General features: G+C 57.4%; 19 protein-coding genes and 1 riboswitch. Of the genes, 9 read left to right on the forward strand and 10 right to left on the reverse strand.

Going from position 1 to position 20,823, the window contains the following annotated elements; all coding sequences use genetic code 11:
* Nucleotides 1-29 precede the first annotated feature (29 nt).
* Nucleotides 30-764, forward strand: a complete 735-nt coding sequence (locus LC531_RS10025; RefSeq protein WP_223650155.1) for a cytidylyltransferase domain-containing protein — start codon at nt 30-32, stop codon at nt 762-764.
* Nucleotide 765: 1 nt separating this feature from the next.
* Here the strand turns inward: LC531_RS10025 and LC531_RS10030 are convergent, their stop codons facing one another.
* Nucleotides 766-1,953: a T9SS type B sorting domain-containing protein gene (locus tag LC531_RS10030; protein WP_223650156.1), complete on the reverse strand. Its 1,188-nt coding sequence runs from the start codon at nt 1,951-1,953 to the stop codon at nt 766-768.
* A 2,022-nt stretch (nt 1,954-3,975) separates the two neighbouring features.
* On the opposite strand from LC531_RS10030, the gene LC531_RS10035 reads away from it, so the two are divergent.
* The 7 genes from LC531_RS10035 (at nt 3,976) to LC531_RS10065 (ending at nt 11,746) form a co-directional block, all read left to right on the forward strand.
* A complete protein-coding gene (locus tag LC531_RS10035; protein ID WP_223650157.1) occupies nt 3,976-4,752 on the forward strand; it encodes a GNAT family N-acetyltransferase in 777 nt (258 codons plus the stop codon).
* A gap of 9 nt (nt 4,753-4,761) precedes the next feature.
* On the forward strand, nt 4,762-5,811 hold the full coding sequence (gene pseI / locus LC531_RS10040; protein WP_223650158.1) for a pseudaminic acid synthase: 1,050 nt from the start codon (nt 4,762-4,764) through the stop codon (nt 5,809-5,811).
* 84 nt (nt 5,812-5,895) lie between these two features.
* Nucleotides 5,896-6,834 carry an acyltransferase gene (locus LC531_RS10045; RefSeq protein WP_223650159.1) on the forward strand — a complete coding sequence of 313 codons (939 nt, stop codon included), beginning with the start codon at nt 5,896-5,898 and terminating at the stop codon, nt 6,832-6,834.
* Entirely contained in the window at nt 6,821-7,534 is a 714-nt protein-coding gene (locus LC531_RS10050; RefSeq protein WP_223650160.1) for a PIG-L deacetylase family protein, read from the forward strand. Before LC531_RS10045 ends, LC531_RS10050 begins: the two co-directional genes overlap by 14 nt.
* Before the next feature lie 55 nt (nt 7,535-7,589).
* Nucleotides 7,590-8,864: a glycosyltransferase family protein gene (locus LC531_RS10055; RefSeq protein WP_223650161.1), complete on the forward strand. Its 1,275-nt coding sequence runs from the start codon at nt 7,590-7,592 to the stop codon at nt 8,862-8,864.
* Between the two features lie 11 nt (nt 8,865-8,875).
* Nucleotides 8,876-10,243, forward strand: coding sequence for a DUF7033 domain-containing protein (locus LC531_RS10060; protein ID WP_223650162.1), 1,368 nt, complete (start codon nt 8,876-8,878; stop codon nt 10,241-10,243).
* Between the two features lie 30 nt (nt 10,244-10,273).
* Nucleotides 10,274-11,746: an oligosaccharide flippase family protein gene (locus LC531_RS10065; RefSeq protein ID WP_223650163.1), complete on the forward strand. Its 1,473-nt coding sequence runs from the start codon at nt 10,274-10,276 to the stop codon at nt 11,744-11,746.
* Between the two features lie 56 nt (nt 11,747-11,802).
* Here the strand turns inward: LC531_RS10065 and LC531_RS10070 are convergent, their stop codons facing one another.
* Both LC531_RS10070 and LC531_RS10075 read right to left on the reverse strand, forming a co-directional pair.
* Nucleotides 11,803-12,084, reverse strand: a complete 282-nt coding sequence (locus LC531_RS10070; RefSeq protein ID WP_223650164.1) for a TIGR03643 family protein — start codon at nt 12,082-12,084, stop codon at nt 11,803-11,805.
* A 97-nt stretch (nt 12,085-12,181) separates the two neighbouring features.
* Nucleotides 12,182-13,639 carry an amino acid permease gene (locus LC531_RS10075; RefSeq protein WP_223650165.1) on the reverse strand — a complete coding sequence of 486 codons (1,458 nt, stop codon included), beginning with the start codon at nt 13,637-13,639 and terminating at the stop codon, nt 12,182-12,184.
* Between the two features lie 224 nt (nt 13,640-13,863).
* Nucleotides 13,864-13,997, reverse strand: a riboswitch (SAM riboswitch).
* 173 nt (nt 13,998-14,170) lie between these two features.
* Between LC531_RS10075 and LC531_RS10080 the strand changes: the two genes are divergently transcribed.
* Nucleotides 14,171-15,016, forward strand: coding sequence for a hypothetical protein (locus LC531_RS10080; RefSeq protein ID WP_223650166.1), 846 nt, complete (start codon nt 14,171-14,173; stop codon nt 15,014-15,016).
* Here the strand turns inward: LC531_RS10080 and LC531_RS10085 are convergent.
* The 7 genes from LC531_RS10085 to LC531_RS10115 all read right to left on the reverse strand — a co-directional run bounded on the left by LC531_RS10085 (nt 15,006) and on the right by LC531_RS10115 (nt 20,789).
* The gene (locus LC531_RS10085; protein WP_223650167.1) at nt 15,006-15,653 is read right to left on the reverse strand and encodes an HD domain-containing protein; all 648 of its coding nucleotides are present in this window, start codon (nt 15,651-15,653) and stop codon (nt 15,006-15,008) included. The genes LC531_RS10080 and LC531_RS10085 overlap by 11 nt on opposite strands.
* 8 nt (nt 15,654-15,661) lie before the next feature.
* The gene (locus LC531_RS10090; RefSeq protein ID WP_223650168.1) at nt 15,662-16,684 is read right to left on the reverse strand and encodes a Gfo/Idh/MocA family protein; all 1,023 of its coding nucleotides are present in this window, start codon (nt 16,682-16,684) and stop codon (nt 15,662-15,664) included.
* A 43-nt stretch (nt 16,685-16,727) separates the two neighbouring features.
* Nucleotides 16,728-17,054, reverse strand: a complete 327-nt coding sequence (locus LC531_RS10095; protein ID WP_223650169.1) for a GNAT family protein — start codon at nt 17,052-17,054, stop codon at nt 16,728-16,730.
* 423 nt (nt 17,055-17,477) lie between these two features.
* Entirely contained in the window at nt 17,478-17,588 is a 111-nt protein-coding gene (locus tag LC531_RS23010) for a WD40 repeat domain-containing protein (RefSeq protein ID WP_223653928.1), read from the reverse strand.
* Nucleotides 17,589-17,591: 3 nt separating this feature from the next.
* Entirely contained in the window at nt 17,592-18,497 is a 906-nt protein-coding gene (locus LC531_RS10105) for a WD40 repeat domain-containing protein (RefSeq protein WP_223650170.1), read from the reverse strand.
* Nucleotides 18,498-18,838: 341 nt separating this feature from the next.
* Nucleotides 18,839-19,228, reverse strand: a complete 390-nt coding sequence (locus tag LC531_RS10110; RefSeq protein WP_223650171.1) for an SseB family protein — start codon at nt 19,226-19,228, stop codon at nt 18,839-18,841.
* A gap of 400 nt (nt 19,229-19,628) precedes the next feature.
* Nucleotides 19,629-20,789, reverse strand: coding sequence for a DegT/DnrJ/EryC1/StrS family aminotransferase (locus LC531_RS10115; RefSeq protein ID WP_223650172.1), 1,161 nt, complete (start codon nt 20,787-20,789; stop codon nt 19,629-19,631).
* Between the last annotated feature and the right edge of the window lie 34 nt (nt 20,790-20,823).

The following is a 20,823-nucleotide window of genomic DNA, read 5'->3' on the forward strand; positions in this document are numbered from 1 at the left end:
TTATTTACTCTTATTTAAAACGAGAAGTCATGACCATCGCGCTCATTCAAGCCCGGCTGGGGTCGTCGCGGCTGCCGGGCAAATCGCGGCTACCCCTACCCCTCTCGGCCACTACTGATGAGCACACGCTGCTGGGCCACGTGGTAGCACGGGCGCGGCAGGCGGCTTCTATCACCCAAATCGTGGTGGCTACCTCTACTGCGCCACCAGATGCGGAGTTGGCCGCGCTAGCCGGCCGGCTGGGGGTAGGCGTGTTTCGGGGCTCGGAAACTGACGTGCTGAGCCGCTTCGCAGGGGCTTTGGAAACGGCGCTGCCGGCTACCACCGTGGTGCGCCTCACGGGGGATAATCCGGCCATTGACCCGGCGTTTTTGGATGCAGCTGTGGCCCATCACCTAGCCACTGGGGCCGACTATACCCACACTAGCGGCCTGCCATTAGGCACTAATATGGAGGTGCTTAGCGCCACCGCGTTGCGCCGCGCCCACGCCGAAGCCCGACAGCCCGACGAGCGCGAGCACGTGACGCCCTACCTACGCCGCCACCCCGAGTTGTTCCGCCTCGAAACCCTGGCGCTGGCTGTGGAGCCCACCGTCGCGGCGCTGCGCCTCACCGTGGATTACCCAAGCGACTACGCTTTTTTAAGCCTGCTGTTTATGCAGCTGGGGAGCAATTTTTCGCTCACCGACCCGGCCGGGCTGCCCGCGCTGCTGGCCCGCTACCCCTGGTTGGCGGCCGTGAACGCGAATAACGTGCAACGGTAAATTAGTTGCCTCGCATTACCTCAACCCAGCCTTTGTAGAATTCGCCGGTGCCCGCATTTTTAAGTAAATAGTAATAGATGCCGGATGCCTGGCCCATGGCATTCCATTGATTGTCATAACGAGCCTGCTCGTACACTTGGCGGCCCCAACGGTCAAAAATGCTCAGGTGCCAGTCGGCCGGCGTGAGCCCTTTGAGGGTAAAAAACTCGTTTTGTTGGTCGCCGTTGGGAGTAATGATATTTGGAATTACTACCGGGCAGCTAGCCGCATTGGCTATTTGCGTAGCGCTAGCCGAGCAACCGGCGGTTGAGGTTCTTACTTGCACCGAATATTGACCCGGCCCGTGCGCCACGTAGGTGGGGGCAGTAGAGCCATCTTGCCAGCGAAACAGGGTGCCGGCTGGCTGCGGATTGGTGCGCAGGGTCCACACCGCGTTGGGACACACCAGCGTATCGGCCCCTAGGCTTACTACCGGGGCCTGGCCCAGTTGCACCTGGCTGGTAGCCGTGGCGATGCAGCCTTGCGGCGTGGTCACCTGCACGGTATACGTGCCGCTGCTTTGAGCCAGATACGTGGCGCTGGTGCTGCCATCCTGCCAGCGATAAGTTGTGCCGGCCAGTTGCCCGCCCGGCCGCAACAGCACGGAGGCGGCGCAGACGGTAGTATCGGCCGGCAGGCGGGGGGTAGGCGCGATATTTAGGGTCACGCGCAACGAGTCGGTGCTGGTGCAGCCGGCCGCCGAAGTTACGGCCACCCGGTAGCGCCCGCTGGCCCTGGCCAGGTAGGTAGCGCTGGTACTGCCATCCTGCCAGCGGTAGGTAGCGCCGGCCGGCTGCGCGCCGGCCGATAGTAGTAACTGGCTGCCGCACAGCGTTGTATCGCGCCCCAGCCGCACTTGCGGCAATGGTGCTACCGTGACGGCCTGGGTGACGGTAAGGGGCGTGGCCAGCCCCGGATATGACACTGCCAGCGTCACTTGGTAAGTACCACCCTGGCCATACACGTGCGTGGGGGTGAAGCCCGTAGTCGTGTTCGCGCTGCCCGAAGCTGGGTCGCCGAAGTTCCAAGTGGCGGTAGCAGTAGGTACTACGGGCGTAGTAGTAGCAACAAAGCTGACCGCAGCATTCGCACAAGTGGGATTGCTAGTAAAGGCGACAGTAATAATTGGGGCGGCAAACGCATTTGGCATATTAGGCAAACCATTTTGGTCTATTTTACCACCTAGCGACACTGCATTAACCTGGTAGTTGCAAGCCATACCTAACGCATTAGGATTTGAAATTACATCTAAGTAATTACTAGTAAAGGCTGCTACGTAAATGCGGTCGTCTGGCCCCCGTTGAAGGCTGCCAAATCGTCCATTACCCGTTCCAACCACCATAGCCGAGGCTCGGATGGCCGCCGCCGACCCCGCTTGTAGATTGTATTGAAGTATCTGGCCATTTAAAACTAAGGATACATACAGACGCGAATTATCTGGCGAAAACTCTATTCCGTAGTTATAAGAACTGGCTTGCAGCGGCATGTAGTTTGACACCTGCCCCGTAGCATTATCAAAGTCGTAGAGTTCAGTTAAATCATCCCGCTTAGCTAGGGCTAAGTGCTTACCATCGGGCGACACCTTCATGCAGCCTATCGCGTTGCCATCGCCAAAAAAGCTCCCGCCACCTTGATGTACAGAGCCCACAGCGCTGGTTATCGGGGCCACGGCTACGCCAGTGGGTGATAGAAGAAAACTATAAAAGGCATTTGACTGCCAGCCGTGTACTACTATCCAATAGTCACGCCCGTTGGCATGGCGCACGGCCGTCATCTTTTCCGTCACCCTACCCCCTACCGTAGGCGTTGGTAGTATAATTCCTTTTGTAGTGGTAACATCGCCCAAACCGCCGCGCAGCGTAAAATCCAAGACAGAGTAGCGCAATCCGCCCACTAAGTCATTGTCAATAGCATCTTGACAGAAAAGATAGACTTTAGTTGAGCTACCAGGCAAGGGCAACAGCAGCGAGCTTTGGGAGGCTGAATTATGACCGCCCAAGCCGCTGGCCCCGTTAGGCATAACCTTGTGCTGCCTATCCCAAACCGCCTCCCCATTAGAGTAGGCCAATAGTTGGCCACTAGGGTCAGACAGGGTAGCGCAGCCCTCATAGCTTACCAGTGCGCCATCGGTGAGGGCCACCGGGCCACCTGCATTGAAGCGTACTGCCGCATGGTCGCCGAAGTACCAGTTTTGCGCTTGGCCCTGGGCTCGGCTGGCACTAGGAGCTACGCAAGTAAGCAGGCCCAGCAATAATATGGCAGCTTGAAAGTAGGTGTTCTTCATAAATAAAAATAAGGTACTCGCTTATGGTAGTCCAGCAAAATTACAGTGGAGGCATTCCTTACTTCGCAACTTCTTATTTGTTTTCTTAACTTACTTTTCCCAACCAATCCGATAGCGACCTGAAATTGCTTATCCTTACTTTCACACTTGGTGTCTGCTTTCAATTCTTTACTTCCTAGTAGCCGCGTAATATTTCGGGCCGATGGCAACCCGGCTACCGGTCTGGGCCACGTGGTGCGCTGCCAGGCGCTAGCGCAAGCATTGCAGCCGGCGATTGAAAAGATTTTTGTTCTTCGAAACCCCACGTCGGCACTACGGCAACAGATAGTAGCGGCAGCATTAATTGTGCGGCAAGTACCGCTGGCTATTTCGGCTGGTTTACCCGAGGCCGCTTGGTTAGCTAGTTGGCTACGCCCCAGCGATATTTTGGTACTCGATGGCTATCACTTTTCGCCCGCCTACCAATGCCTACTAGCGGCGACAGGGGCCGCCCTGGTTTGCTTAGATGACTTGATTACGCCGCCCAATTGGGCTTCGGTGGTGCTTAATCAAGCGGGGGGGGTAGGGCCAGCGGTCTACGACCAGGTACCACTGGCCCGCCTTTGCCTGGGGCCGGCTTATGCGCTGCTACGACCTGCCTTTTGGCAACGCTCACAATACCATTTTGCTACTTCACCACCGCGACTGTTCCTTAATATGGGTGGGGCAGACCCGACTAACCAAACGCTGGCCTTATTACCTCGCCTACGGGAGCAATTTCCGAGCCATCACTTGGAGATTGTAACGGGGGCGGCCTACCCCCACCAAGCCACGCTGCAAGTTGCGGCACGTACTTACGGGCCATTAGTATCATTTTACAGAAATATATCTGCTACTGAATTAGCCTCTTTGTTGCGGACCTGCCAGGTTTTCGTCTGCCCACCCAGCGGCGTAGCTTACGAGTGCTGCGCGGCGGGCGGCGCGGTACTGCTGCATCCCACAGCCGACAACCAGCGGGCGCTGCTCGAATTCCTGGTGCGGGGCGAATTAGCCCTACCCTTGGCCGATGGTCTTATGCTACCCGAATCCCAGTTGGCCATGCTGGCTGCCCACCAATTGCCCCGGCAGCGCAAGCTGTTCGATGGCTTGGCCAACCAACGGCTACAGAAAATTTTTGCGGAGCTTGCGGCTTACCAGCGCTATCCCGTGCGCCGGGCTACCGCCGCTGATGCGGCACGCTATTTCGACTGGGCTAACGACCCGGCGGTGCGTTACCACGCCATTCACTCGGAACCCATTAGCTGGCCCACTCATGTGGCGTGGTTTAGCCAACGACTGCAAGATACCGACGCTTACTTATATATTATGACCACTGCCGCTGGCGAACCGGTGGGCCAGGTTCGAATTGAATTCGAGGCACCTAGCCAACCTGGCCTCCTTGATTATTCAGTAGCCGCGGCCTACCGGGGACAGGGCTTAGGCGCGGTACTACTAAAGCGAGCCCTGCAACGGCTGCGCCATGAGCGGCCGGCGCTAGCGGGTGGGGCTGTAGTAGGCCAGGTGCAGGCCGGCAACATTACCTCGGCGCGGGTATTTGAGCGGCTGCGGTTTATACGACAGGCGGCCGTTACTTTGCATGGGAAAGTATATGAAACTTTTCGGCTCGATTTTCCACTTGATTCTTAACTATTTATTATGCAAGAGATTACGTTGGGAGGCCATCGCATCGGGGCCGGCCAGCCGCCGTTTATTATTGCTGAGATGTCGGGTAACCACGGCCAGTCCCTGGAACGCGCCCTAGCTATTGTGGATGCAGCCGCCGATGCGGGCTGCCAAGGCTTGAAAATACAGACTAGTACGCCCGATATGCTGACACTCGATAGCAGGGAGCCGGATTTTGTGGTGCGCGGAGCCAATCAGGATTGGGAAGGCCAATCGCTCTACGAGTTGTATACCACCAACTTTACGCCCTTTGAGTGGCACGCCGCCATCTTTGCTCGCGCCCAAGAACGCGGCATGGTGGGCTTCAGCTCACCGTTTGGCATCGAGGCCATCGAGTTTTTAGAGGGCGTAGGCTGTCCGGCCTTTAAAATCGCGTCGTTTGAGAATAACTGGCCCGAACTTATTCGGCGAGCGGCCCAGACGGGCAAGCCCATTATTGTTTCGACCGGCATGGCCAACTTAGCCGATTTAGAACGCATAGTCAGCATCGTGCGGGCCGAAGGCAACGAGCAACTGGTATTACTCAAATGTACCAGCACCTACCCCGCCAAACCGCATGATACTAACTTACACACCATTCCACACCTACGCGAGCTATTCGACTGCCAAGTGGGTCTTTCCGACCATACGCTGGGCACTGGCGTGAGTATCGCCGCTACCGTGCTTGGGGCTACCGTTATTGAGAAGCACCTGACACTGAGCCGCGCCGACGGCGGCCCTGACGCCTCTTTTTCGCTGGAGCCCGCCGAAATGGCACGCCTCGTGCAGGAGTGCAGCCAGGCGCACCAGGCACTTGGCCAGGTATTCTACGGTCCTACCCCGGCCGAGCGCAAGTCGCTGGCCTTTCGGCGCTCCCTTTATGTGGTGCAAGATGTGACTGAGGGCGAGACTCTTACCCACGACAACGTGCGGGTTATCCGGCCGGGCTACGGCCTACCCCCCCATTTACTACCGCAAGTGCTAGGCCGACCCGCTCGGCGCAACCTGCGCCGAGGCACCGCTCTTGGCTGGGATATGCTCTAGTAATTCCTAGTACACTCCGATTAACGTACGGGCGGAGGCTGCCTTATTTGTGCAACCTATTTCCACCCTAATCGACCCTATTCTATGCAAATTCACCGCTTTGAAAACGGCAGCTACATCATTGCCGAGCATCTCCAACTGGGTCACAATGTCCAGATTGGCCCGCATACGGCCATCCGGGCTACGGAATGTATTATTGGCGACGACGTAACGATTGGGTCTCATAATGCTTTCCTGGTGGGCCAACGCCTGGAAATTGGCATGCTCACTACTATTGGCAGTCATAATACGCTGACGGCCCGCACTATTAAGCTCGGAGAATATATATTTTGGGACTCGCACGTGACGGTAGGACATGGTGGCAAATTCAGCCCCGATGCTCACCTCACCGTAGGTTCATACTCTATGATTTGCGCGCGCATTACTCTGAATACTAATCACCGCATTGATATTGGCGAGCACGTGGGCATTGGCGAAGATGTAGCAGTGTGGACGCACGGCTCGTTTCTACCCATTCTGGACGGCTTTCCGGCTGATTTTGGACCCGTTAGCATCGGGCACCATGTGTGGCTGCCGGCGCGCTCTACAGTATTACCCAACCGGCGTATTGGTAATAACGTAGTTATTGGCACTAATACGCTTATCAACAAAGATTTACCTGATGGTTGCTTGGCCGGTGGTATTCCGGTGAGGGTGTTAAAAGAAAATGTGTATCCTAGCCATAACCCGGCGCGCAATGCAAACTTGATGCGGCAGGTTCTGCACGATTATATTGAGCTAGCTGCTTACAAAGACCTGCAAGCTGAGTTGCACTATGATGAGGATAAGCATCTTATCCGCTGTAATGAGGTGATTTTTAACTTGAGTACGCTAAAAACCCAAGGTACTTTCACGCGCATAGAAGAAGACTTCCGGGATTATTTGCGGCGGCGAGGTATTAAATTTTTCACCGGCAAGCCTTTTTCATCAGTACTACCAGAAGAATATCGCCGTCTACTTTATTCGCCTAATGACCTGCCTTAACATTGACAATCAGAAGGTTTTGGTGGTAGTAGCTCATCCAGATGATGAGTTACTGGGCTTAGGAGCTAGCATTCATCGCTTGGTGCAGCGTCACGGCTGCGAGGCGCGCGCAATTATTCTGGGCGAGGGTCTTACCTCCCGCTCCACCACCCGCGACAGTGAGCGGTGGGCGGCCGACTTAGCTACCCACCGCACCAATATCGGGCGAGCGGCGGCAGCTATCGGCTACGCCTCCACGGGTATCTACGACTTTGCCGACAACCGCTTCGATTCGGTAAACTTACTGGATATCATCAAAGTGGTGGAACAAGAGAAGGAATCTTTTCAGCCTACCCTAGTTTTTACGCACCACGGCGGCGACACTAATATTGACCACCGCCGCACCTTTGAGGCTGTCGTAACGGCCTGCCGTCCATTGCCCGGCGAGCCTATGCGCACTATTCTAGCCTGCGAAACTCCATCCTCTACTGAGTGGCAGGCAGCTAGCTATCCGCAGCCTTTTCTTCCTAATTTCTTTTTAACGGTAACCGAGGAAGACGTAGCAGCCAAAATTGCGGGCATGGAAGCTTACGAGTTTGAAAAGCGGCCTTACCCCCATCCACGTTCGCCGGAGGCACTACGGCTATTAGCCCAGCGCTGGGGCGTCGTAACGGGTCAGTCGCTGGCGGAAGCCTTTATGTTGGTTCGGCATATTGGATAGCTCGGCCATTCCTATTTGTCTGGCAACTGCCCAACCAGTTGATTTTCCGCATCGCTTGCGGGATATTTTATACGTTCGCTTTACTGACCATTTTGCTCATTTTCCAGCAGAATTACTAGAAGCTATTTCGCCCGCCAACCCGGCCCGGCGACTGGCGCGGGTGGCCGGCTACGCAGTACTGCGGCTGGTGGGCAATGTGTTTCAACTCATTAAAAACCCCGATAAGCTGGCGGGCGCGACCTGGCTCTACGTGGTGAGCGCCAATAATTATGAGGCGCTGCAGTTCATTGCTAAGGCGCGGCCCGATGCGGTGCTGGTGGCGGGCCAGGGCAAGAATATCGGGCGCTACGGGGGGGTAGTAAACCGACTCTCGTTGCGGCGCAAAATTCTGTACTACGGGCAGTATCCGGCGGCGCTGCTTGGGCTACGGCGGCTGGTGGGCAGCCGGGCCACGCGGTTTTTCGACCTCGTTTTTTACGCCGTGGGCTACTACGAGGTGTACCGGCGGGCCTTGCGGCACTACCGGCCGCGGGCGGTGATATTTGCCAACGACCACAACGACGACAGCCGCGCCCTGCTGCTGGCCTGCCGCGCCGAGAGTGTACCCACTGCCTACGTGCAGCACGCCAGCGTGAGCACCAATTTCCCACCCCTGAGCTTTGATTTGAGCTTGCTCGAAGGCCAGGATGCGCTGGACAAATACCGCCAGTGCGGCCCCGTGCGTGGCCGCGTCGAACTGGTAGGAATGCCTAAGGCCGACGCTTTTCTGGCGGAGCGCAATCTCGCGCCGGCCGTGCGCCGCGTGGCCGTGGCCTGCAATCTGCTCGACGAGCTGCCCGCCGTGGCCGATACCCTGGCCTACCTACTGCGCGAGCTGCCGAAATTAATCTTCACGCTGCGCCCGCACCCCGGTGACCGCCGCGATTTCAGCGCCCTGCGCCAGGCCCTACCCCCCTTGCGCTGGTCAGACCCGCACCAGGAAAACGTGTTTGAGTTTTTGCAAAAGCACGATGCGCTGGTGGCCGCCGACACCAGCACTCACCTCGAAGCCACGCTGCTCAACGTGGCCAGCGTGTACTACCGCTTCTCGCCGAGTCCCACCCTGGCCGACTACTACGGCTACGCCGCCCACGGCCTCAGCGAGTGGGCACATTCGCACGCCGAACTGGCCGCCGCCCTCACCCGCCTGGCCCGGCACAAGGCCCCCGACCTCTACCGCCGCGCGACCTACTACAATGCCACGCTGGGCACGCCTGATGAAGGCCACAGCCAAGTACTGGCCCTGCGCCGGCTGGCAGAATGGTTGGCTACCCCGCCCGGCGGCGCGTAATTTGCGGCTTCATGCCCGCCCCCATTCTGCCGTCGCCCGCCCCTGTGCCCGTCTCCGCGGAGACGCGCCTGGCCTACGTGCTCCAGCATTTTACTCTCGCCTACCCCGGCGCACAGGCCGTGGCGGTGGGCTACCCGGCCACACGGCCTGAGGTGGAAATAGCGGACCTGAGTGGCGACTTCTTCAACGAAATAAACCCTTACCCCCCCGCTCCGTGCTGGCGCGAGTGGCAGGGCCAGCAAGTACCTTTTTTCTTTGATAATTCAGTCGAAAATCCACTGCTTATTTTTGAAAAACACAAGGTTTTTATTTCGGCGGATATTATTTCGGCGGCGTTTTATTTATTGAGCGGCTGGCAAGAATATTTTTCCTCGGAGCGCGACCAGTATCAGCGTTTTCCCTACGCGGCGAGCGTGCAGCGAAGCTATAATTTCGTGATGCTGCCGGTAGTCAACTATTATTTCAGTGTGCTAAAAACGGCCATTGAGCACGTGGGTGGCCAGGCGCTGGCCCTGCGCCGCTGGGGCAGCCAGCAGGCGGAGTTTGCGGCATTCATCTCGCACGATGTAGACCGCCTGCACAGCGCCTGGAAAGCACCCGCCAAAACGGCTTTGCAGCAAGGTAGATTCTGGCTTTTCGGCCAGCGGCTATGGCGGCACCTGACCCAGCCCGACGCTTGGGACAACCTGGAGGCCGTGGCCGCCGCCACGGCCAAGTACGGAGCAAAATCTACCTTTTTCATCTTACCCAGCGCTGAAAAAGCCCTAAACGGCACGCCCAACGCCGATTATCCACTCACTACGGCGCTGTGGCAACGCTTCCACGCCCTGCGCCAGCAGGGCTGCCAGATAGCCATGCACGGCAGCCTCGGCACGGCCACCAACGCGCTCAAATTGCGCGACGAGTCGGAGGCGAATTATTTAGTCGGCGGGCTGCGCTTTCACTACCTGAGCTGGGCACCACGCTACACGATTTTCGTGGTAGAAGAAACTGGTTTCAGGTATGATAGCACGTTGGGTTTTGCCGAGCACGTAGGGTTTCGTAACAGTTATTGCCAACCTTTTTATCCCTTTAATTTTTTTGCCGGGCGGGCGGCCACTTTTCTGGAAATTCCGCTGGTAGTAATGGATACTACCCTGCACCATCCAGCTTACTTACAGCTTGTGCCAGAGGAAATTTTACCTTTTTTACAACCCGTATTTGCCGAAATAAGAAAATTCGGCGGCGTAGCTACTGTTCTTTGGCACAATGAGAATTTTGACCCGAACAATACGCAGAACGGCCCCCAACAATTTCACGAAATTATGGGCTATTTGCAGCAGCAGGGCGCGGCTTTCCTCACCGGCCACGAAATTGCCGAGGAAATAACTCCTGGCTAATCCTTAACTCTCACCTTTTAACTCAACGAATTGGGTATCGTTCGGCGGCAGAGTCTGCGCAACACACTTATTTCCTACGCCGGGTTGGGCATTGGCTTCGTCAATACCACGCTGGTGCTGCCGCGACTGCTGGCACCGGCGCAGCTGGGGCTGCTGTCGGTGCTGGTGTCATTGGCCACGATGGGCGCGCTGGTGTCGGCGTTGGGTTTTACGAACACCACGCTGCGGTATTTTCCCTATTTTCGCAACCGGGAGACGGGACATTCGGGATTTTTGCCGCTGCTGCTAGGCGTGCCGCTGGGGGTATTTTGCGGGGTAGTGGTTGCTTTGTTGCTGGGGCAGCCACTAGTGTTGCGCTGGTACCCGCACGATGCCGGGATGCTGGGCGCGCACTACGGCGTAATGCTGGGTTTGGCGCTGTGCATTTTACTCTACAACTTACTCGAAGCTTACACCAAGTCACTGTTTCACACCTCGTTCTCCTCCTTTCTGACCGACGTGCTCCAGCGCCTGCTCATCGTGGGCTCGGCGCTGCTGTATGGCGCGGGCTACTGGTCGTTCGATACGTTTGTGCTGGCGTATTTGGGCTGCTACGCGCTCATTTCGATGCTGCTGCTGGGGTATTTAGGCTTTATTGGGGAGCTGCATTTGCGGCCCACGCGGGCGGTGCTGCGGGTGCGGCCGGTGGGCGAGTTGGTGCGCTTCGGCGGCTATGCGCTGCTGGGTAATATTTCGGGCACGCTGCTAGTTACCATCGACTCACTGATGCTGGGTTCGCACAGCTTTGCCGACGCGGGTATCTATAACATCGCGCTCAATATCAGCATGGCGCTGGCGGTGCCGTTTCGGGCCTTGTACAAAACCGCCTACCCCCTCATTGCCGAGTATTGGAAGGACGGCGCAGCAGATAAGATGCAGGATTTTTACCGCCGCACCACGCGCCTCACCACGGCGCTAGGCGCTTACCTGGCGCTGGGTATCGGGCTCAATTTGCCTTTTATATACAGCCTCATTCACCGGCCCGAATATGCCGCCGGCTCAGTGGCGGTGCTGCTGCTGCTGGCCGGCCGCCTCACCGACGGCATCACGGGCGTAAACGGCATCATTGTGGTCACGAGCCCGCGCTACCGGTATGACCTGCTCTTCAACGTGGGGCTAGCAGTGAGCATTATTATCCTCAATGCTTTATTGATTCCCCGGCTGGGCCTTACGGGGGCAGCTATTTCAAATGCGCTGGCGCTGGTGGCCCTCAACCTGGTACGCACCTGGTTTGTGTGGCGCAGCTTCGGCTGGCAGCCGTTTGACCGGCGCATTGCCTACATCCTAGCACTGGCGGGCGGCTCGGCAGTAATAGCCTGGGCGCTGCCTACCCCCCCCAATATCTGGCTAACGCTACTGCTGCGCGGCGGGGTGCTCACGATACTTTACAGCGCAGGATTGCTGCTAAGCGGCTGGGTACCTGAAGTAACGGCGTTAGCACGTAAGGTGGGGGTAGGGAAATAAACTGGCATTTGAAATCATTTCCGTGTAAGTAATAGCCAGGAAATTAAGCCCTTGAACTATCCTCGTTTTGAGATTTTATTACCCGTAATTACCCGCTGCAAATCTGATTTGAAGCGGGCACCTTCAACGGCACTTTTGGCTTGGTGCTTGGTAGCACGGCCTTGCACGCGGGCACGCCAGCGGCGCCAGGAGGCAGGCTTCAACTCGCGACGCATCAAAACAATAACTTCCGCTTCGGCCAGGCCGAACTGCGCTAAGATAGCCTCGAAGGGCGTGCGGTCTTCCCAGGCCATTTCAATAATGCGGTCGATTTGCTGGGCGGTGAGAGACTCGGGCATAGAATACTAAAAAAGCCGCTCTGGCAAACTATCGGGGCGGCTTTTTATAAGGTAATCGGGCGTATAAATGTTCGCCAGCATGCCCCTAATAGGCTATTTATTCCAGTATTTTTCCTTCGGCCGCCTGCCGCAATTTACTGTGTTTCTTCCCGTAGCCGTAGTAAATAGCCAGCCCAATGGCCAGCCACACGGCCAGGCGCAGCCAGGTTTCCCAAGGCAAGCTGGCCATCATGACCAGGCACGTAATAATGCCCAGAATAGGCACCAGCGGCACCCAAGGCGTGCGGAAGCTACGCGGCGCGTCGGGGTCAGTTTTGCGCAGAATAATAATACCCAGGCACACCATCACGAAGGCCAGCAGCGTGCCGATACTCACCATTTCGCCCACGATGTTGATGGGCACGAAGCCCGCAAATACGGCAATGAACGCGCCCAGCAGCAGATTGGACTGGACCGGCGTGCGGAACCTGGGGTGGATGCGGGAAAAAGCGGGGGGTAGGAGACCATCTTTCGACATCGAGAAAAATACCCGCGACTGCCCCAATAAATCGACCAATATTACCGACGTGTAGCCGATGAGAATGGCCAGAATAATAGCCCCGCTGAGCCAGGCGTAGGGCGTTTTTTCAATGGCGATGGCCACCGGCGCGGCGCTGTTTTTGAACTCGGTATAATTTGCCAGGCCCGTGAGCACATAACCGAATAGCACGAATAAAATGGTGCAGACAATGAGCGAACCCAAGATGCCAATGGGCATATTCCGTTGCGGATTTTTAGTTTCCTGGGCCATGGTGGCTACGATATCGAAGCCAATAAAGACGAAGAAAATAACCCCCGCCCCGCGTAAAATGCCGCTCCAGCCAAACTCGCCAAACTTGCCGGTATTTTCCGGGATGAAGGGATGGTAATTGGCCGGGTCGATGTATTTCCAGCCCAAGGCAATAAATACCAAAACCACCACCACTTTCAAAGCTACTACCAGCGCATTGAACCACGCCGAACCCGACGTGCCCCGAATAATAACCGCCGTAATGGCCAGCACCACCAGCATAGCCGGCACGTTGGCGTAGCCGTGCACCACCGAGCCGTCGTGTAGGGTGGCCGACTCGAAGGGCGACAGCACGAAGCGGGCGGGCAGGTGCAGGCCATATTTTTCCAGAAATTTTAGGAGGTACTGCGACCAGCTGATGGCCACTGTGGCGGCGCCCACCGAGTATTCGAGCACAAGGTCCCAGCCGATTATCCAGGCAAATAATTCGCCCATCGTGGCGTAGGAATAGGTGTAGGCCGAGCCCGCCACCGGCACCAGCGCCGCAAACTCGGCGTAGCACAGGGCCGAGAACGCGCAGCCCACGGCCGCCACTACGAAGGAGAGTGTCACGGCCGGCCCGGCGTGGTTGGCCGCCGCTAGGCCGGTGAGCGAAAACAGCCCCGCCCCAATGATAACCCCAATCCCCAGGGCAATGAGGCTCAGGCCATTGAGCGTTCGTTTGAGAGTTCCTGCGCCCGACTCGGCCGCTTCCTGCCGCAGCAGCTCCAGTGATTTTTTCAGCATAAACTAACGTAGCGCGGAGGGCTACTCCGGGCTTGTACTGACTTGCCTGACCGGTACGCATTCGCGCCCGGCCAGCCTTGGTCAACCCTCTAAAAAACAGATAAAACTTACTGACGCACCGCTGACTTTCAGCAACAACAGCCTACCCCCCGTCGCCGGCTCCACGGGGCAGCAACGCTAAAAAAACTGCGATAAACGGGCGAAAAAACAGAAGGAGCCACTGGCTTTTATTGGGGCCGCCATAGTTTGGCGGCCGGTTCGGTTGGCACCGTTCCGCGCGGGGTCGGGGGTTGGCTAATGCCTTTCTACGGGTGCCGGTGCGTCGCAGAACCTGTCTCTCAGCGCCTCTTTATAAAAACAAGCGGGGCCGGGTAGGCCTGTTCGACGGAGCAAAGGTACGGCGGCGGGTGAAGATTTGGTGGGCCGTAAGCCGGTGGGCCGGTATATTGGCAAGCTTTCGGGGCCTACATGCCGGCCTGGCATTAAGTGTGCGTGGGCAAGCCCTAGTCTTAATCCTTACTCGTCTGCCCTGTGGCCTACCTTTCTCTTTTCATGGCCTTCGTGGGCCTAATCGCCCCTACCCCCTCGGCTTCGCCCAACGCCGAGCCGCCCACCGAGGCTATTTTGGCCGAGGGCCTGAAGCTGTATCAATCGGAGCGCGCCTCCTGGGTGGCCACCGACCTGATGCTGGCCACTACCATCGACCGCAGTCAAATTGGGGGCTACCTCACTTATTTTCGAGGTGATTCGGTATGTACTGTTTTTTGGGCCAAGGGCTCGACTGGCGGTGCGGGCACGCCGCTCATCGGCAGCTACGTTTTTCTTAGCCAGGACGTGCGCGTCGAAACCAGTCATTTTCAGCCAGTGGGCGCATTCACGACCACCGAAGCGCGCTTGTTTGGTATTCGGCAAGCGGCGCTGGATAAAATCAACGCCGACCGCAACGAGTTTCCCGTGCCGGCCAATACGTCGCTGAACCTGGATTTGCTCGACGGCCCAGCGGGTACGCGGGTATACGTGCTAACCGGCCCTCAGCAAGCCGGCATCGTTCCCATCGGCAACGACCACCTGCTAACCTTCGATAAATCGGGCCGGCTCACGGCCACTGAGCGCTTGCACAGCACCTATCTGCCCATGAGCCAAAGTATCGAGCAGAAAGAAATCAAGGAAATGTTTCACACGCATCTACCGGCCCATCCCTACATCACGGCCACCGACATCTGTAATTCGCTGCTCTACCCACCGCCCGGCTGCACGCAGCTCGTGGTGATGAGCCAAGACTACGTATCCTTCTTCAACCTGGAAAAGAAGCAGCTGCTAATCCTCACGCGCAAGGCGTATGAGCGTATTGCTAAATCGCAGGCTACTAAGCATTAAAGTTACCTTCTTCCCAGGCCGTTAGCTCGGCTTGCAGGTTGCGGCGGGCGGGCGCGTCGAGCTCGGCGCGGAGACTCGGGGTGTGAAAAAGCACCGGTGCGGCGAGCAGCTTGGCCAGCACCTGGCGGCGGCCGGGGCGGTAGAGCAGGTCGGGCACGAGGTGGTATTCGCGGCGCACCTGGCGGGCATAGTCCCCATACGCCGCTTCGGGCGCGCCCAGGATGCTGAGGTCGGCGTCCAGAAACAGCAGCAGGTCGGCATCGTCGGGCGGCTGGGGCTGGGTGTGGTCCTGGGTGCGGCGGATGAGGTCAGCCACGCGGGCCTGGCGGGCGGGTTCGAGGCTGGTTTCTGGCAGAAACTGCAGGGCCCAGTCGGCGCTTTGGGCTTCGTTATCGTGCCGCAGAGCGCTGTATACGGCATCGTGGTACCAGATGGCCAGGTTGAGCACCGTCGCATCCTGCACCGGGAAGCGGGCTACCTGCGTCAGCAGCTTGGCGATGTGCACCAGGTTGTGGTAGTGCCGACTGGTATCCGAATAGGCGACAACCAGCCGCTGGTACTCAGCTTCGCGGCGGGCATAATCGGGTAGCAGCGGGGTAAGGAGGGTGTGCCAGTGGGCGGCCAAATCGGTAGTCATGCGGCAAGTTAGCGCAGGGCGTAAATGCGTTCGATTATCTCCACTACTTTCAGGCCTTCGAGCGCGTTGGTAGTGGCGAAGCTGCGCTTTTGTAACGTATCCACCACGTTTTCAATCACCTGCACGTGGTTGGCGGCCGAGCCCTGGTAGGGGCCGTAGTCGTTGGCGGGGTTGGTGGGCAGCAGGGGGGGTAGGGCGTAATCTTGCAGGTGGCAATACTCCACTTTATCGAGGTACTGACCGCCGATTTTGAGCGAGCCGCGGGCGGCCACCACCGTGAGGGAGCTTTCGAGGTTGCGGTCCCACACGGCGGTGCTGTAGCTGAGCGTGCCGCTACCCCCCCGCACGAGGTCGAAGGTGACCAGGCCGCTGTCCTCAAACTCGGTAATGCCGGCGTGCGTGAAGTCCCGAAAGCGGGCCGTGATGTTAGTAATATCGCCAAACACCCAGTAGAGCAAATCCACGAAATGGCTGAACTGGGTGAAGAGCGTGCCGCCATCCAGCGCCTGCGTGCCCTTCCAGCCGCCGGCTTGGTAGTAGCGCGCATCGCGGTTCCAGAAGCAGTTGAGCTGCACTAGAAATACCTCGCCCAGGCGGCCCTCGTCGTACACCTGCTTGAGCCAAGCGGCAGGCGGCGAGTAGCGGTTTTGCATCACGCCAAAGACGAGCCGGCCGGTTTGCAACGCCGTGTGCACAATTAATTCTGCGTCGGTTTTGCGCAGCGCGATGGGTTTTTCGACCACCACGTGCAGGCCGGCGCGCAAGCCCGCCACCGCCTGCGGCGCATGCAAGCCGTTGGGCGTAGCTACGGTGAGCACGTCGGCGGCGGGGCCGGTTTGCAGGTATTCTTCCAGCGAAAGAAAGAACGGCACGCCAAGAAACTCGGCCGCGAGGCCGGCGCGCAACTCGTCGCGCACGTCAATAAGGGCTACCAGCGCCGCCCCGGCGTGGCGCGCCACCAGCGCTGCGTGCCGCCGGCCGATGTGCCCCACGCCGCAAATGGCGAAGCGAACGGGAAAACTATCGGCCATTTAGCTGACCAAAAAAATCATCATAAGCAATGCAAAGGTGCAGTTAAGCGGCGCTCACGGCCAACCAAATAGAAAGGGTGCTGAGCAAAAACACGACCCAGGTGGTGCCCGGCCATCCTCGCTTGCCTTTTCGCCGACGATATAAAAGCAGCACCTGGGAAAGCACAAAGACCAAATTGTACGCTTCAGCTACCAAAATGAAGAGCAGGGCAAACCCTATCCCGGTATAATGGTAGGGTTTACTAGTAGCTAGTCGGTAGAGATACGTGTTTTGGTACCATATCCATAACGCAAGCCCGGCAAAGCCCAGTATCACCACCAGTTGAAGCACCAGAAGCTTTCCTTCAACGAACCGCCAGCCGAGTTTCATAGGGGGTTGATTTTGCCCTTTAATGCCCGTCAGAAATTAGGGTAACCCGGTGGCAAGCGTGCCATTTATGAAGCGTGGGGCTCTCCACCAGTCCTGGAAGCGTGGGTAGCGGCGGGATAAAGCGATACGCGTCTTCATAAGATTTTACCAGCTGCAAGGCCAACTGCATTTGCTTATCCAGAAGCGAGTCGGGCGGCACCTGCTGGTCAAACTACTCGTCCAGCCAGTCCAGTAGTCGTCGTACTGCTACTCGGTTTTGAGAAGGCGGAGGGTCATCGCTAGCTAAATGAACTGGTGGCTACGTCTATCCGGTCCTATTTGGCGTGCGTGCCGAACCGTTTGATTTGAATGGTTTTGTAAGCAAAAACCAAATTTTCAATAAAAAAATAAGAATTTTGGAATTTTTACGTTATCATTTTTAATTCAAGTGGCTATTTGCCAGAGCCGCAGGGTCTTGTCGTGCCCGCTTGAGGCCAGCCGGGTGCCGGTGGGGTCCAGGGCTAGGGCCAGGACGCCGCCATTATGGCCGGTCAGGGTCTAGCGCAGGCGGCCCGAGGGCACATCCCAAAGAAAGATGCTGCCGTTGGGAGAGCCGCAAAGCAAAGTTCGGCTATCGGGCGTAAACAATACGTTTGACCAAAACTTCCGCACCACGGGGTTGCCGGTCGGCTCCGCTAAACGCTGGCCTTCTGGACTGAAAACGCCCGTCAATTTCTGGTCAGGGAACGAGTACAACTTGGTGTTCCAGTCAGCAAAAGCAAAAAAGCGTCCATCGGGACTAAAGGCCGCCGGGGTCAGCACATCATAAACCAGGTCCAGCGTCAAGTCCGAGCGTGGGGTCAACGTGCTGCGCCGAGTATCCAGTTCACAGAAAACCACCAGCGACCCTGCTTGAAAGCAAGCAGTAATTAGCACGGTTTTGCCATCCGGGTGAAAGACAATGGATGTGTTGCGTTCGCCCAACCCCCAAAAATCTTCATCCTCGTCCAAGGGTTCTTCGCCTGCGGCAAACTCGATTTTTCCCGTCAATAAGTGAACTACATACAGCGTTTCCCTGCTTCCGGCTGCCAGCAGCCGAGTACCGTCGAGAGAAAATGCAACTGAAAGCAGATAAGCGTCAGGAAAACCGAACTCGTCTTTTTTTTCGCCGCTTGGCAGCTTCCAAATAGATAGTTGTCTCTGGCCCGCTTGTGCCTCGCCGACTGCCGCCAGCTGAGTTCCATCGGGGCTAAGGGCGATGTCGTAAAGCCGCTTCAGCCCACTCGGAAACGAGAACTGCTGCTCCAGTTTCTCCGCTGAAACCTGCCAGAGCGTCAACTCATTATGCGTTAAGGCACCTACCAGCGTCCTACCATCCGACGTAAAGCGCAGCGTTTCGACGTAGTCTTCCAGTATTGTTGTTTGCAGGAGAAGATTTGCTTGCGGAGAGGTTTCAGAGTTCAAAATTTTATTGTTTGGGCGCTTAACAAAAAAATTTGATTTTGCAGAAATTTGCTTCCCAAGGATTAACGGCAATAATCTTCGACCGCACAACTTGCTTCTCGCAGTTTATCATCATCCGTTCAATCACCAATTTGACGACTACTATGGGGGCTCACCCGACTTGCAATCTGGTTTCTGGCTTGCCGGGGATGTTTATCAGTCAGAACGAGGCGTTTGGGGGCTGGCAAGGATAGAAAAAATAATTTACCGCACCTAGCTTGCCCGGATGCTATTCCGACGAAGTAATCCCGGCTCGGACGTGCTCGGCTTCCCAAACCGTGCTATCCATCAAGGGCAAAAACTCAGCTTGCACTCCCTAACTCCCGGTAAATCTTTTGGACACCGGCAGCATCAATTTGAAGGCCAAGTGCAGAGCCAGGGTTGATAACCAGGCCGTAGCCATGCGGCAGGCGCGGCAGAAGTGCGCCGCACACGATTTGAAGGCAGTAAAGAGTTTGGCCCTCAGCAGATTGAGCGCGTTCAGAAGAACTAAACACAGCGACAAACGATTTTCCTTGCTGCTCCAGCACGAGCGGAGCCAGCCCTGCGCCGTCCGGCTGCACTTCCTGCCGGCTTGGCACGAAGACCTGGGACTTGACAAGTGTTTTGAGAAAATCTTCCGTTGATATTTTGCCGGCCTGTCCATCCGCCAGCGCATCTTCCAGTGTATTCTGCTGTTCCATGTTTGACATACTTCTTTAATTATGTTGCCCTCGGTGGCATTAGGCATGAACGTTCCTGCGGCTTAATCTAACAACTGGAGGCGGCCCCATAGTTGGGTGTTGTTAAAAAAAGTAAAACCTCCGCCTCGGGAGTTGAGCAGATTGCCTGCTGCTATGGAGCAAAGTTGTGGTAAGAGCAGCGAGAAATGATAGTTTTACACGCCCCTTAACGCAACCGAAAACGAACGATAAACCTGTTCTTCGCACTGATATTGAGTAGTACTTTGTTAAACAAAACTCTAATCCGAAAATTAGGCAGCTTTGCAGTCGAGTCGAAAGTTTTCCCTTATTTGTTTAACAATACCCAATGACGTTGAACATGCGGGCTGAACCGGAGTTCACTCAGCAGTTAACAAAAGCAAGTGCTGAATTAAAAAGCTTTTACTGCTGCCGCTATAAACTCCACCTGCTCCGCCGTCAGCCCCGGATGCACGGGTAGCGACAGCACCTGCTTGCATAGCCGCTCGGCCACCGGAAAACCGCCCATTTGGTAGCCTAAGTACGCATAGGCCGGCTGCTGCTGCACCGGCAGAGGGTAGTAAATGGCACTGGGAATACCGTGCGCTTGCAAATGCGCCTGCAACGCGTCGCGCCTATCCCCCCCTTTCACCGTGAGGGTATATTGGTGAAACACGTGGCTACTGCGCGGGTCGCGGGCCGGAATTTGCAGGCCAGCCGCGCCGTGCAACGCCGCGTCGTAGCGGGCGGCCACGGCCTGGCGGGCGGCCTGGACGGCGGGCAGGTGGCGCAGCTTCACGCGCAGCAGGGCAGCTTGCAGGGTGTCGAGGCGCGAGTTAAGGCCGATACGCTGGTGGTAGTATTTCTGGCTCTGGCCGTGGTTGGCGAGCTGCTGGAGCAGGCTGGCGCGGGCCGCGTCGCGGGTGAGGAGCGCGCCGCCATCGCCGAGGCAGCCCAGGTTTTTGCTGGGGAAGAAGGAGGTAGTGCCCACCTCACCCACCGTGCCCGCGTAAGCTGTGCGGCCGCTAGCAAAGGTGAATATAGCGCCCAGCGCCTGAGCATTATCCTCCATTAGGGCCACGCCCGCCGCCTGGCAGATATTCGTTAATACCTCCAAATCAGCGCATTGCCCAAATAAGTGCACCGCCACCACCGCCCCGGTGCGCGGCGTGAGGGCCGCCCGCACCGCCGCCGGGTCTATATTAAAGGTGTCGGGCAAGACATCGACCAGCACGGGCCGCAGGCCTAGCAGCGCGGCGGCCTCCAGCGTGGCCACGTAGGTGAAGGCGGGCACGATGACCTCGGTGCCGGGGGGTAGGGCCAGGCTCAGGAGCGCCAGCGTGAGGGCATCGGTGCCGTTGGCGCAGGGCACCACGTGCGCGCCGCCCAAGTGCGCACCCAGCTCGGCGGCAAACTTGCCCACGGCTGGCCCCTGAATGAACGCGGCCTGCTGCACGGTGTCGCGCCAAGCGGCATCCAGCTCGGTCTGGTAGGCAGCGTGCTCGGCGGCGAGGTCGAGCAAGTGAATAGGCAGCAAATCAGACAACGGCGCGGGCAGAAAAACGGCCGCCAAAGGTAACGTGGACTCTGCGAGTCCGCGCGTGACA

It is taken from the genome of Hymenobacter psoromatis (assembly GCF_020012125.1).
GTDB lineage: Bacteria > Bacteroidota > Bacteroidia > Cytophagales > Hymenobacteraceae > Hymenobacter > Hymenobacter psoromatis.